The organism is Pseudoalteromonas sp. S4741 (genome assembly GCF_005886135.1).
Taxonomy (GTDB): Bacteria; Pseudomonadota; Gammaproteobacteria; order Enterobacterales; family Alteromonadaceae; genus Pseudoalteromonas; species Pseudoalteromonas tetraodonis.
Map to the genome: position 1 here is coordinate 1 of NZ_PNCN01000043.1, position 12,943 is coordinate 12,943.

At 40.8% G+C, this 12,943-nt stretch carries 13 protein-coding genes and 1 tRNA gene; 3 read left to right on the forward strand and 11 right to left on the reverse strand.

Annotated elements, in window-relative coordinates:
- The first annotated feature begins 305 nt into the window (after positions 1–305).
- Entirely contained in the window at positions 306–1,508 is a 1,203-nt protein-coding gene (locus CWC30_RS08020; RefSeq protein WP_083238629.1) for an aromatic amino acid transport family protein, read from the forward strand.
- Positions 1,509–1,585: 77 nt separating this feature from the next.
- Here the strand turns inward: CWC30_RS08020 and ggt are convergent, their stop codons facing one another.
- Both ggt and CWC30_RS08030 read right to left on the reverse strand, forming a co-directional pair.
- On the reverse strand, positions 1,586–3,250 hold the full coding sequence (gene ggt, locus CWC30_RS08025; RefSeq protein ID WP_138626824.1) for a gamma-glutamyltransferase: 1,665 nt from the start codon (positions 3,248–3,250) through the stop codon (positions 1,586–1,588).
- Positions 3,251–3,361: 111 nt separating this feature from the next.
- On the reverse strand, positions 3,362–3,907 hold the full coding sequence (locus tag CWC30_RS08030; RefSeq protein WP_138626825.1) for a GNAT family N-acetyltransferase: 546 nt from the start codon (positions 3,905–3,907) through the stop codon (positions 3,362–3,364).
- A 49-nt stretch (positions 3,908–3,956) separates the two neighbouring features.
- Here CWC30_RS08030 and CWC30_RS08035 point away from each other — a divergent pair, with 49 nt between their 5' ends.
- Positions 3,957–4,322: a hypothetical protein gene (locus tag CWC30_RS08035; RefSeq protein ID WP_036981858.1), complete on the forward strand. Its 366-nt coding sequence runs from the start codon at positions 3,957–3,959 to the stop codon at positions 4,320–4,322.
- A 124-nt stretch (positions 4,323–4,446) separates the two neighbouring features.
- Here the strand turns inward: CWC30_RS08035 and CWC30_RS19235 are convergent, their stop codons facing one another.
- From CWC30_RS19235 to rlmE, 9 genes are all read right to left on the reverse strand, one after another.
- Positions 4,447–5,163, reverse strand: a complete 717-nt coding sequence (locus CWC30_RS19235) for a methyl-accepting chemotaxis protein (protein ID WP_502704751.1) — start codon at positions 5,161–5,163, stop codon at positions 4,447–4,449.
- Entirely contained in the window at positions 5,151–5,780 is a 630-nt protein-coding gene (locus CWC30_RS19240) for a hypothetical protein (protein ID WP_502704752.1), read from the reverse strand. The genes CWC30_RS19235 and CWC30_RS19240 overlap by 13 nt, the downstream gene beginning before the upstream one ends.
- A gap of 342 nt (positions 5,781–6,122) precedes the next feature.
- A tRNA-Leu gene (locus tag CWC30_RS08045) sits at positions 6,123–6,207 on the reverse strand.
- A gap of 78 nt (positions 6,208–6,285) precedes the next feature.
- On the reverse strand, positions 6,286–6,639 hold the full coding sequence (secG, locus tag CWC30_RS08050) for a preprotein translocase subunit SecG (RefSeq protein WP_138626826.1): 354 nt from the start codon (positions 6,637–6,639) through the stop codon (positions 6,286–6,288).
- Between the two features lies 1 nt (position 6,640).
- Positions 6,641–7,390 (reverse strand): triose-phosphate isomerase, encoded by a 750-nt coding sequence (gene tpiA / locus CWC30_RS08055; protein ID WP_138626827.1) that lies wholly within the window; start codon positions 7,388–7,390, stop codon positions 6,641–6,643.
- 72 nt (positions 7,391–7,462) lie between these two features.
- Positions 7,463–8,812, reverse strand: a complete 1,350-nt coding sequence (gene glmM, locus CWC30_RS08060; RefSeq protein ID WP_138626828.1) for a phosphoglucosamine mutase — start codon at positions 8,810–8,812, stop codon at positions 7,463–7,465.
- Complete coding sequence (gene folP / locus CWC30_RS08065; protein WP_013465497.1) at positions 8,813–9,658, reverse strand: dihydropteroate synthase; 846 nt, start codon at positions 9,656–9,658, stop codon at positions 8,813–8,815. It lies immediately after the preceding gene.
- Between the two features lie 95 nt (positions 9,659–9,753).
- Positions 9,754–11,697 carry an ATP-dependent zinc metalloprotease FtsH gene (gene ftsH / locus CWC30_RS08070; protein ID WP_138626829.1) on the reverse strand — a complete coding sequence of 648 codons (1,944 nt, stop codon included), beginning with the start codon at positions 11,695–11,697 and terminating at the stop codon, positions 9,754–9,756.
- Between the two features lie 66 nt (positions 11,698–11,763).
- Complete coding sequence (gene rlmE / locus CWC30_RS08075) at positions 11,764–12,393, reverse strand: 23S rRNA (uridine(2552)-2'-O)-methyltransferase RlmE (RefSeq protein WP_013465499.1); 630 nt, start codon at positions 12,391–12,393, stop codon at positions 11,764–11,766.
- An 88-nt stretch (positions 12,394–12,481) separates the two neighbouring features.
- Here rlmE and yhbY point away from each other — a divergent pair, with 88 nt between their 5' ends.
- Positions 12,482–12,778, forward strand: a complete 297-nt coding sequence (yhbY, locus tag CWC30_RS08080; RefSeq protein ID WP_008112687.1) for a ribosome assembly RNA-binding protein YhbY — start codon at positions 12,482–12,484, stop codon at positions 12,776–12,778.
- The last annotated feature ends 165 nt before the right edge of the window (positions 12,779–12,943 follow it).

Consider the following 12,943-nt stretch of genomic DNA (forward strand, 5'->3'; position numbering starts at 1 on the left):
GCTCGGTTTTTACTTATTCTTACATGGATGTAAGCCAGTAGAATAACGCAGGAGCAGTTATCGAGCCCACTAGGTTACAAACCTCGCGCCGCGATTAAATTGCCCCTAGTTTGAACAAATATTAATCCGCAAAGGTCAACAGACCCTAATAAGTTAAATTTCCTTTTTTTGATGATTTTGGCTTTTTTAGTACAGTTGTAAATAGAAGATTACATTTTATTTTGTCTCTTTTATGACAAAACTATTTAAGTTTTACACAACTAGTTATATCTTGCGTGTCTCTCACGTTTGATCAGGATCATTAAGTGCTTAAAAATAAAACAATAGGTAGCATGTTAATTGTTGCAGGAACCACCATAGGTGCAGGTATGCTTGCCCTGCCTATCGCCTCTGCAGGGCTTGGATTTAATACCGCGATGGTATTAATTATCGGTTGTTGGTTACTTATGACCTACACCGCTTTACTTATGTTGGAACTACATCAATACGCCCCTCGCGACGCCACTTTAAATACCTTGGCTAAGCTTTGGCTAGGTAAACGCGGTCAGTATGTGGCTAACTTTTCAATGATATTTTTATTTTATGCGTTATGCGCGGCCTACATAGCAGGTGGCGGAGCCCAGCTACAAGAACGTATAAACACTGGTTTTAACTTAAGTATTGCCCCACAGTTAGGCTCCGTTATTTTAGCGGTGGTGATTGCAGGTGTTGTCACTTTAGGCACCAGCAAGGTAGATAAGCTTAATAGAGTGCTGTTTAGTATAAAAATAGTGGTATTGGGTAGCTTATTTTATATGCTTACGCCTTATGTGCATGGCCAGCACTTACTTGAAATGCCGGTTGAGCAAGGGCTGATACTTTCGGCTATTCCTGTGGTATTTACCTCTTTTGGTTTTCATGGCTCTATCCCTTCTATTGTTAAATACGTTGGCCTTGAAATAAAAACTTTACGCAAAGTAATGATTGCAGGTGCCTCTTTACCACTGGTTATTTATGTATTTTGGCAAGTATTAAGCCAAGGCATAATGAGCCAAGCCCAACTTCTCGAAAGTGAAGGCTTAAGCGGGTTTGTAGCCAGTGTGGCAAATATTGCTAACAACACGAGCGTTTCTACAGCGGTTAAGCTTTTTGCTGATTTAGCGCTGGCTACGTCATTTTTGGGAGTGAGCTTGGGGTTATTTGACTTTTTTGCTGACACATTCAAAAAAGCAGATACGGGCGCAGATAGAATAAAAACCGCATTTATTACCTTTATCCCTCCTCTTGGGTTTGCCTTATTTTATCCGCAAGGGTTTATTATGGCATTAGGTTATGCCGCTATTGCATTGGTGATATTGGCTGTATTTTTGCCGGTGAGTATGGTGTATAAACAGCGTCAAGGTGTTGAAAAAAGCGGTTATAAAGTACGAAGCGGTAATATTGGTTTAGCCATAGCAGCATTGTGTGGCATTTTAATTATTAGTGCGCAATGCCTGCAAATGGCAGGCCTAATACCTGCAATAGGTTAATACCCAATAATAAGTAATATTCTATTGGCAATCTCCCCAAACAAGAGTTTGGGGGGATTGCCATGCAAACGCTAATGTTAAAACACGATTGCTTTTCCTCTACCGCTTTGCTCTGACGCCGCATCTAATTTACCATTACGATTAATAATCATATGCATATCACCAAAGTGGCGTTCGTCCACTGTGTAACCCATTTTTATCAGCTGTTGTTTTACTGATGGCTCCAAGCCGGCATGTGCTCTGATCACATTTTTTGGCCATAACTGATGATGAAAACGCGGGCTATTTACCACATCATCGGCGCTCATATTAAATTCAATCGCGTTGAGTATCGATTGATACACCGAGCTAATAATAGTAGTGCCACCTGGCGACCCTGTTACCATTTTCACTTGGTTATTACTGAGTAAAATAGTGGGGGTCATAGAGCTGAGCATACGTTTATGTGGCTGAATTTCATTTGCTTTGCCGCCAATGGCACCAAATACATTCATAACCCCGGGTTTAGCGCTAAAGTCATCCATTTCATCATTTAAAATGAAGCCTGCGCCTTCTACGACTACGCCACTACCAAACCCTAAATTGATGGTGGTGGTATTAGCTACAGCGTTACCCATGTTATCGACAATGGAAAAGTGAGTGGTTTGCTCGCTTTCTTTTAAACCGGGTTTAATGTTTTCGGTGGTTGAAATAGCCTTTAAATCTATACTGTTACTACGGTTTTTAAGATAGTTTTCTGCAAGTAGCTTAGCTGTAGGCACTTGGTAAAAATCAGGATCGCCTAAGTATTCTGCTCTATCGGCAAATACTCGCTTACCTATTTCAGCCAATAAATGCACATACCCTACTGAATTATGTTGTTGTGCAGGCGTTGGTTTTTTAAGCTCATACATCTTAAGCCATTGCAATATAGCAATGCCGCCTGAGCTTGGTGGCGGTGAAGTAAGCACTTGGTAGCCATTCCAATTCGCTTTTATAGGAGTCCGCGATTTAGCACGATAACGTTTTAAGTCATCTTGGTTAATGATCCCGCCATGTTGGTGCATAAATTTTGCAATAATTGCGGCAGTTTCACCTTGATAAAAGCCATCTTGACCCTCATCGCGAATGCGTTTGAGTGTGGCAGCTAGCTCTGGTTGTTTAAAAAGCGCACCTGCCGTAGCGGTTGCAAAATAACTGGCAAAGTTTACATTAATGTTTTTATTATTTAGATGTCCTATATAGTCCTCAATCAGCTGAGCCAACTTTTCAGGCACAACAAAGCCCTGCTCTGCTAATATTACTGCAGGTTGCACTAACGCATTCCACGGTAACGTACCATGCTTTTTATGGGCTAACCACATTCCTGCGACACTGCCAGGCACGCCACTAGCGTGTATGCCGTAAATAGATTTATTTTCAATTACTTGCCCCTGCTCATCTAAATACATATCACGATGCGCGGCACTGGGCGCAGTTTCGCGGTAATCTATAAAATCACCTTTTCCATCTTTATGGATAAGCATAAACCCACCGCCACCAATATTACCCGCTTCGGGAAGCGTAACGGCTAATACAAACTGAGCAGCAATAGCGGCATCAACCGCGTTGCCGCCTTGCTCTAATACGGCTTTTGCAGCGTGCGCACTAAATGTGTCGGGCATCGCCACCGCACTTTGTTTAGCCGCTACATTAAAAAAGCCTACTTGTATTATTAAGACACTGCTAATAATTAGCTTGCGTGGTGAAAAAAGTGATCCCATCCCATATCCTTAGGTTATTTTTATACATTGATGGCAAACATTAATGCACAGTAACAAACACTAGGTCAATATTTATAGGTCGCATTTAAAGAGCCTAGGATTGTTGTTAGATTATCCACATGACTTTGAATAAAGCACGACTGTTAAATTTGAGCCATCCTCTGTATGAATATAATAATGTTTAAGCTGCATACCGAGTTTTTTCATAACATTAATTGAGCCAACATTTAAGGTCAGTGCTGTAGCGCTAATTGCCTTTACTTGACGTTGTTTTTCAAGCTCTGAACAAATAGCGCCTGCAGCTTCAATAGCATACCCTTTGCCCCAACTCGCTTGCTTAAACCGCCAGCCCACTTCAATATCACTAAAATCAGGCGTATCTGAAAAAAAGCCCATCGGCCGAACAAGCACCCATCCTATAAAGGTATTGCTTTCACGCAATGTTACTTGCCATAACCCCCACCCTTGTTGCTCATTACGATAAGCAAGCATTCTAGGAATACTGACTGTTTTTATCTCTTCAAGCGAAGTGGGTTTACCTTGTGTTAAATGTTGCATAACGGCTGGGTCTTGATCGAGCTCGTATAATTGCGGCCAATCATGTTCGTCCATTAATTTAAAACTTAATCGTGTTGTTACAGCTATGTTCATTTTCATTGTTGTATAATTACCCCTGAAATATAATTTTCTCTAAAGGAGATAGTAAATGAAAAAATTAGCAGGTTTAGCTTTATTAGGCACTTTAATTACGTTAACTGGCTGTGAAGATGCCAACGAAGTAAAACAAGATGCAAAAGAAACAAGCGCTCAAGTGAAAGAAAAGCTTGATGAAACTTGGAATGAAGTAAAGGAAAAAACCAATGAGCTTAAAAATGATGAATCATTTAATGAGCTACTTGAAGAGAGTAAAGAAATGGGCTTAGACATGTACGATGACGGCAAAGAAGTAGCTGTTGATGCATGGATTAAAAGCAAAGAAGCGGCTGGCGAGCTGACTGAAAAAACCAAGCAAAAAGCACGTGAAATTGCCGCAGAAATTGAGCAGGCACGTAAAGAACATAAAGAAGGTTAAGTAGTGGGTAAGTATTAATCTGCTAAATTGAAATAAAAGCCCGCAATAAATACTTTATTGCGGGCTTTTTTATCCCTTAACGTTTTACAAAATCATAAAACGTTAAAGTAATGTGCTTTAGCAACTATTCAATTTTAAACTTAGCAGTTGCATCTAATAAGTTATCTGAAAGGTAATGTAAGTTTTTAGCCACATCTCTTACTGCTTTTAGTGAGCTCATAGTATCTTCAAATGAAACATGCATATTAGATACGTTGTCTACAACCATTGCAGCAACAAAGGTTTGCTCTTCTGTTGCAGCTGCAATTTGGGAGTTCATGCCATTAATTTCTAGTATTTGCTCTGCAATTTTTTCAATCGAAACACCGGTTTGCTCTGCTGCACTAGCATTATCGGTTGCCATATCTCTTGCAGAGGTCATCGCGCTTACAGATTCATTAGCTGCCACACTTAATGTACTTAACAATTCACGTATTTCATTAGTTGACTGCGCCGTACGAGAGGCAAGCTCACGGACTTCATCTGCAACCACGGCAAAGCCTCGGCCATGTTCACCCGCCCTGGCCGCTTCTATTGCTGCATTTAATGCTAATAAGTTTGTTTGCTCGGCAATGGATGTAATTACATTTAATATCTGTGATACATTTTTAGTGTCATCAGCTAACTTATTAATGGTGCTGGCCGCTATATTAATTTCATCACTTAGCGTTCGCGACGCATTAACAGACATTTTTACTTGTATCCGGCTTTGATCTACTTCTTTTTCTGCGGTTTGCACGGCATTAGATGCGCTCGCAGCTGATTGTGAAATATCGCCAACGCTTTGCTTCATTTCTTCCATCGACTGTTTAACAACATCTGCATCGGTGGTTTGTTTGGTGGTCGCTCTCTCCGCTTGGTACTTAACGACCCTTTACCACTTGCCAAAAGGCTTAAATTATTAGCGGCATCACTGGCTGATGAACCGATATTACGCGCAATCCAAATGGTCATTAGTAACAAAAGGGTTAGCGATACAACAGCAACAACTAACATCAGATTAAGTGCATCATCAGAACGTGCTTTTGTATTAGCAACAAGCTGGAAAAAGCGATCATCTGCTTTTTGCTGTGCGCTTTTAAAGCTGGTTAATACGGCTTCATATAGGCTTGTTTTAAGCTGAGCTTGTTGTTGAATTTTACTGAAATCTGCCGTGCCATTAACCATACCATTGGCAATAGTTGAAGATATTTTTTCGTAATTAGCTAGTCGTGTTTTTGTATCATTATCAATATAAGAGGTATTAATTGCCTCAATCGCACCAAGATTAGTAACCAACTGCGCATAGGTTTCACTCGCCTTTGTTACTAAGTCTTGCTCACCAAAGGTTACAGCCTGGGTGTATAATTCATCTAATTTTTCTAAAATACTTACGTTAGCCAAGGTTAATTTGGCTACTTTATAAGACGATTTCTCCATTTCATTGAGTGATATGCGATGATCGCTATAGATGTAATTGCATGTATTTTTTTAGTAATGCTGAGGTTTTTAAAAGAGAAACCTGAAGCCATATTTTCATTTACTCCGTTTAATTATCTATAGTTATTATCGGCTTAAGATGCAGAAATGTTAACTTTATTTTTAACTTTAGACGCTTTTTATACATAAAGTTAAATACCGTAACATTCGTTCGTAAACACTAACAATTGAAATATAGAGTGTTCTCCCCAATGTTCAACATTAATCCTAAAAGAGTTGTTTAATATTTTAAATTTTAGGCACAAAAAAACCAGTAACATTGCTGTTACTGGTTTTTGTATTTGGTGCGGATGGGGGGACTTGAACCCCCACGCCCGAAAGCACTACCCCCTCAAGGTAGCGTGTCTACCAATTCCACCACATCCGCATTTTTTAAGCTATTGCTTAGTGCTAAGTCAGCATGTTTATTTGAGGGAAATAAACAACTTAACGATTTAAAACTAAATTAATTTGGTACGTCAGAGCTTTGCTCTTTAGTTGATGTTACTGGCACATCTTCTTCAATTGGAGTCACTGTTTCAACAGCTGGAGCCGCTTCTAGGTTTTCCCATTCGTCAGTCTTTTTAATTTGACCGGCAGTTAGATTACCTAACACAATACTAAGCACAAAAAAGATTGTAGCTAGTACCGTTGTTGTTTTCGTCATGAAATTTCCAGCCCCAGAAGAACCGAAAACTGTAGACGATGCGCCGGCACCAAATGATGACCCCATGTCCGCACCTTTACCTTGTTGGATCAAAACCATACCAACAAGCGCTAAAGCTACAATTAAATACACTAATAATAAAATTTCGTACATCTTATACGGTCCCTTTTGCACTATTGCAGATAGCAGTAAATGATTCTGCTTTTAAACTTGCGCCTCCAATTAGGCCGCCGTCTATATCTGTTTGCGCAAATAATAATTCGCTATTTTTTTCATTAACGCTACCACCATATAAGATGGTTAGCCCTTGTGCTAAATCGCTATCTAGTTCAGCAATTTTGTCACGGATAAATTTGTGAACACTTTGTGCCTGTTCAGGCGATGCAGTCTTACCTGTGCCTATAGCCCAAACGGGCTCATATGCTATCACAGATTCTTTTAGTGCTGCTACACCTAATTTATTAATTACTGCGTCAATCTGCGCAGCAACTACTTGTTCTGTTTGACCGCTTTCTTGCTCTGTTTCGCTTTCGCCAACACATAAAATAGGCGTTAGACCTACTTGTTGCGCGCGAGCAAATTTTGCAGCAACGGTATCATTGCTTTCTTTATATATACTGCGTCGTTCAGAGTGACCAACCAGTACATATTTCGCACCTAGCTGCTTAATTAGCTCTGCATCTACTTCACCAGTAAACGCACCTGGGGTATTCTCAGACACTGTTTGCGTGCCTGTTGTTACACCACTTGCAATCATTGCTGGGACTAGAGGAAACGGAGGAAATAAAACAATGTTTACTTCAGAAGATTTAACATCGTTAATAGCATCAGACAGTTGTTGAACGAGTTCTAATGAACCATTCATTTTCCAGTTGCCTGCGACCATCGCTTTGCGTGTTGCCATTTTTCCACTCCACATTAGAAAGCGGGCGAGATATTAACTCGACTCGCCCAAAGTTACAAGAGGTTATTGTTATCAATCAGTTTGTTTGCTCATAGATTCGACAACCGCTGCTATTTTCTGTGCACTATCTATTACTATTTTTTCTTGCTCAGCTTCAACCATTACTCGTACTACAGGCTCAGTGCCTGATTTACGCAGTAATACGCGCCCTTTATCTGCTAAGCTTTGCTCTACTTCAGCAACTGCGGCAAGCACCTCTGGAGCTTGGGTCGGATCAGTACCGGCAGTGTAACGTACGTTAATCATTTTCATTGGGTACTTAGTAAAACCGGCTCCTAAGTCTTGAAGTGTACGGTTTTGTGCTACCATAGCCGCAAGTACTTGTAAGCTTGAGATGATGCCATCACCCGTGCTGATTAAATCTAGATTCAACACATGCCCTGAGCTTTCACCGCCAATTTTCCAGCCTTTTTGCTGCAGCAGTTCCATCACATAACGATCACCGACTTTACTGCGAGCAAAAGCAATGTTTTTTGCTTTTAACGCATTTTCAAGTCCCATATTCGACATAACCGTGCCAACAACACCACCGCCTAAATTGTCATCTTGTGCAGCTTGGCAAGCAATAATATAAACCAAATCATCACCGTCGAATACGCGGCCATTATGATCAACCATCATCACACGGTCGCCGTCGCCATCATAGGCGATACCGACATCAGCTTTGTGTTCAAGTACTTTACGCTTTAATGTGTCAACATGGGTTGCGCCACATTCATGGTTAATGTTTACACCGTTTGGCTCACATGCATGGGTTATCACCTCTGCACCAAGCTCTCGCATTACAGAAGGAGCAATATGGTATGTAGCACCATTAGCACAATCTAAAACAATTTTAATTCCTTCAAGGGATAACCCTTGTGGAAACTGGCTTTTACAAAATTCAATATAACGGCCATCAGCGCTAGATAAACGTGTTGCTTTACCTAACTTGTCAGAAGCAACACAGGTCATAGGCTCGTCAAGCATCGCTTCAATTTCTAGCTCTACCTCATCATCTAACTTTAAACCTTGGCCATTGAAAAACTTAATGCCGTTATCATAATAAGGATTATGTGATGCGCTGATCACTATCCCCGCTTCAGCGCGAAACGTTTGCGCTAAATAAGCAACTGCAGGCGTTGGCATGGGCCCTAAAAGAATAACATCAATACCTGCTGCAATTAATCCAGCCTCTAGGGCAGTCTCCAGCATGTAACCTGAAATACGAGTGTCTTTACCTATAATGACTTTTTTAGTGCCATGAAGTGAGAGTACACGCCCTGCGGCCCAACCCAATTTCATCGCAAACTCTGGGTTAATAGGACCTTGACCTACTAAACCACGCACACCGTCCGTGCCAAAATATTTTCTTTCTTTCATTTAAAGTACTCCTTGTTTGCAGGCTTGATATACGCCAAGCACATCTGCGGTTTCTTTTACATCATGCACACGAATAATGTGTGCACCGTTTTGTGCGGCGATCAGTGCTCCAGCTAAACTGCCTGCCAATCTATCGTCTGTGTCTCTATTTAATAATTTACCAATCATTGACTTACGCGATAATCCCGCGAGCAAAGGAAGTCCCAATTTTGCATAATCGTTAAATTGAGCCAATATTTGATAATTATGCTTTAGTGTTTTTCCAAAACCAAAACCAGGATCTAAAATTAACTGGCTTTGTTTAATGCCAGCAGCTTCACATGCGGCTATTCGCTGGCTAAAAAAATCATTTATCTCACCCGCTAAATCATTATAGTGAGGAGCGTGCTGCATACTACGAGGTTGTCCTTGCATATGCATTAAGCACACTGCTACCTCAGGAAACTGTGCAACCACATCGATTGCGCCGGGCTCTTGCAATGCCCGTACATCGTTGACAATATCAGCACCGGCTTCAATCGCTTGGCGCATCACCTCGGCTTTACTGGTATCGATTGAAATAACGCAGTCACTTTGCTCACGAATAGCTTTAATAATAGGAATAACACGCTTTAACTCATCTTCAAGGCTAACATCAGGTGCGCCTGGGCGTGTTGACTCGCCACCGATATCTAAAATGGTCGCACCATCATCAAGTAATTGCATCGCATGACTCAGCGCGGCAGTTGTATTTAAGAACTGACCGCCATCAGAAAATGAATCAGGGGTAACATTCACGATCCCCATAATCACAGGCTCTGCAAAATCAAGCGTTCGGCCGCGCGCAAGGTTAATTTTATTATTCATCGCTAACCTTAATATATGATAATTTTGGTTATTAACATCAAACTGATACAAAAAAGCCCCGAACTTCGGGGCTTTTGGATACGTTATTTTAACGATTATTCAGCTTTATCATCAAGGTTTGTTTCATCTTTTTTAGATTCATCAGTTGGTTTTTGCACTTCATCAACTGGTTTGTCTTTAGAAACATCTTCTTTTTCTGGTTTAGCTTCATGACGGTCATGCGCATCACGTGGTTCACGTACAGGCTGACGAGCCATTAAATCATCAATTTGCTTCGCATCAATGGTTTCATACTTCATTAGTGCATCTTTCATTGCATGCAGAATATCAATGTTTTCTTTCAATATTGATTCTGCACGTTGATAGTTGCGGTCTGAGAATAAACGTACTTCTGCATCAATTACTTTCGCCGTCTCATCAGACATGCTCATAGAGCGACCACCGCCGCCACCCATGTACATCTCACTTTGATCTTCAGCGTAAAGTAACGGACCTAGTTTTTCACTCAAGCCCCACTGCGTTACCATTTTACGTGCAATATCTGTAGCACGTTCGATGTCGTTACTCGCACCCGTTGTTACTTTGTCTTCACCATAAATAAGTGCTTCAGCAATTCGGCCACCGTAAAGACTTGAAATCATTGATTCTAAAAGCTCTTTAGAGTGACTAACACGATCTTGTTCTGGTAAATACATAGTCACACCTAGCGCTCGGCCACGTGGGATAATAGATACTTTATAAACTGGGTCGTGCTCTGGCACCATACGGCCAACAATAGCATGGCCCGCTTCATGATACGCCGTCATTTCTTTCTCTTGCTCACTCATCACCATGGTTTTGCGCTCAGCACCCATCATGATTTTATCTTTAGCAGCATCAAATTCAGCCATACTTACAACACGTTTATTACCACGTGCGGCATAAAGTGCAGCTTCGTTTACAAGGTTTGCTAAATCAGCACCCGAGAAGCCAGGCGTACCACGCGCAATTACTGCCGCTTCTACGTTATCGCCTAATGGCACTTTACGCATATGTACTTTAAGGATTTGCTCACGTCCACGAATATCAGGCAAGCCAACCACTACTTGACGGTCAAAACGACCAGGACGAAGTAATGCAGGGTCTAGTACGTCAGGGCGGTTAGTTGCCGCTATCACGATAATACCTTCGTTACCTTCAAAACCATCCATTTCGACAAGCATTTGGTTTAGTGTTTGTTCACGTTCATCATGGCCGCCCCCCATACCAGCGCCACGTTTACGCCCTACCGCATCAATTTCATCGATAAAAATTATACAAGGAGCTGCTTTTTTAGCTTGTTCGAACATGTCACGTACACGTGATGCACCTACACCTACAAACATTTCAACAAAGTCAGAACCCGAAATAGTAAAGAACGGTACTTTTGCTTCACCAGCAACAGCCTTAGCAAGTAATGTTTTACCTGTACCAGGAGGACCGACCATAAGTACGCCTTTAGGAATACTACCGCCTAATTTCTGAAACTTAGAAGGGTCACGTAAAAAGTCCACCAGCTCGGTTACATCGTCTTTGGCTTCATCACAGCCAGCTACATCAGCAAAGGTCGTTTTGACTTGATCTTCACTCATTAAGCGGGCTTTACTTTTACCAAATGACATGGCGCCTTTGCCACCGCCACCTTGCATTTGACGCATGAAGAAAATCCACACACCAATAAGCAGGATCATAGGGAACCAAGAAATAAAAATGCTTGCTAAAAACGATTGTTCTTCAGGTTTAACACCTTTAACGTTCACATCACTTTTTAACAAATCATTCAAAATGTCTTTGTCATAAATAGGCATAATGGTTTGAAAACGCTCGCCACTATTTTTTATGCCAGTAATTGTGCCACTAGTACTTTCGATAGACACTTCTTGTATAGAGCCGCTACGGGCGTCTTTTACAAATTGACTGTAACTTGTTTGACGATCAACTTGATCGCCGCCATTAAAGCTCTGAAATACTGACATAAGCACTACTGCAATAACCAGCCAGAGTATTAGATTTTTCGCCATATCGCTCAAGGGGTTAACCTCTTGTATCCAATTAATTTAAATTCAACTAAACGCCAAGCAACTGTACTACAGTTTGTATCCAGTCGCTACTATATATACTTCCCGAGAACGGGGACGCGAGGCATCCGGTTTACGTATCTTCACTGCTTTAAAACTATTACGTACATCTTGCAAATATTGATCAAAGCCTTCACCTTGGAATACTTTAACAATAAACGCGCCATTTTTCTTTAAAACTTGGTTGCACATATCAAGTGCAAGCTCAACCAAGTACATGCTACCTGCCTGATCAACCGAGTTATTGCCACTCATGTTAGGTGCCATATCAGACAATACCACATCTACATTTTTACCATCAATACGTTTTAACAATGCATCAAGTACCGCTTCTTCACGAAAATCGCCTTGTAAAAAGTCAACACCCGCTAAAGAGTCCATAGGTAAAATATCACACGCAACCACTTGGCCTTTGTCACCCACTTTTTCAGCTAAGTATTGTGACCAACTCCCTGGGGCTGCGCCTAAATCAACAACGGTCATCGCTGGGCGCAATAACTTATCTTTGTTTTGGATTTCGTCTAATTTGAAAACAGCTCGAGAGCGCCAGCCTTTTTTTTGCGCTTCTTGAACATATTTATCATCAAAATGTTCTTTAAGCCAACGTTGTGAACTGGCTGACTGTTTTTTATTTGTCATAAATTAACACGCAACTAATTAGTAATATTCTCTAGATGGCGTTAGAATACCCTTAATTCAAGCCATATTCAGCAAAATTTGTAATATCATGACATTATCAAACAAACAAAAGCAGTTTTTAAAAGGTCAGGCGCATAGCCTTAAGCCTGTAGTTTTACTAGGTTCTAACGGTTTAACCGAAGGCGTAGTAGTTGAAATCCAAAGCGCACTAGAAATTCACGAATTAATTAAAGTGAAGGTGCCAACAGACGATCGTGAAACCAAAAAGCTTATTTTTGATGCCATTGTTCGCGAAACAGGGGCTACTAAATTACAGACTATCGGTCATACGATTGTGCTTTATCGTCAAAGCCCTGAGAAAAAAATTCAATTACCTCGTGGCTAATAAGGTCATTTAAAGGTAAAACAAAAAAACCAGCCATTGCTTAATGCAGATCAGTTAAGAATATTTTTATGATCACTTGACTGATCTTTCCATGGCTTCAAAATCCGATATTAGAAATAATATCGGATTTTTTTATGTCTCTCATTCAGCACTTCGATAACATGT

What these genes read in the sequence shown, in the direction of transcription:
- ggt (WP_138626824.1), bottom strand. Translation starts at nt 3,250, where the DNA reads ATGGGATCACTTTTTTCACCACGCAAGCTAATTATTAGCAGTGTCTTA.
- CWC30_RS08030 (WP_138626825.1), bottom strand. Translation starts at nt 3,907, where the DNA reads ATGAAAATGAACATAGCTGTAACAACACGATTAAGTTTTAAATTAATG.
- CWC30_RS08035 (WP_036981858.1), top strand. Translation starts at nt 3,957, where the DNA reads ATGAAAAAATTAGCAGGTTTAGCTTTATTAGGCACTTTAATTACGTTA.
- CWC30_RS19235 (WP_502704751.1), bottom strand. Translation starts at nt 5,163, where the DNA reads ATGGAAGAAATGAAGCAAAGCGTTGGCGATATTTCACAATCAGCTGCG.
- CWC30_RS19240 (WP_502704752.1), bottom strand. Translation starts at nt 5,780, where the DNA reads ATGGAGAAATCGTCTTATAAAGTAGCCAAATTAACCTTGGCTAACGTA.
- secG (WP_138626826.1), bottom strand. Translation starts at nt 6,639, where the DNA reads ATGTACGAAATTTTATTATTAGTGTATTTAATTGTAGCTTTAGCGCTT.
- tpiA (WP_138626827.1), bottom strand. Translation starts at nt 7,390, where the DNA reads ATGGCAACACGCAAAGCGATGGTCGCAGGCAACTGGAAAATGAATGGT.
- glmM (WP_138626828.1), bottom strand. Translation starts at nt 8,812, where the DNA reads ATGAAAGAAAGAAAATATTTTGGCACGGACGGTGTGCGTGGTTTAGTA.
- folP (WP_013465497.1), bottom strand. Translation starts at nt 9,658, where the DNA reads ATGAATAATAAAATTAACCTTGCGCGCGGCCGAACGCTTGATTTTGCA.
- ftsH (WP_138626829.1), bottom strand. Translation starts at nt 11,697, where the DNA reads ATGGCGAAAAATCTAATACTCTGGCTGGTTATTGCAGTAGTGCTTATG.
- rlmE (WP_013465499.1), bottom strand. Translation starts at nt 12,393, where the DNA reads ATGACAAATAAAAAACAGTCAGCCAGTTCACAACGTTGGCTTAAAGAA.
- yhbY (WP_008112687.1), top strand. Translation starts at nt 12,482, where the DNA reads ATGACATTATCAAACAAACAAAAGCAGTTTTTAAAAGGTCAGGCGCAT.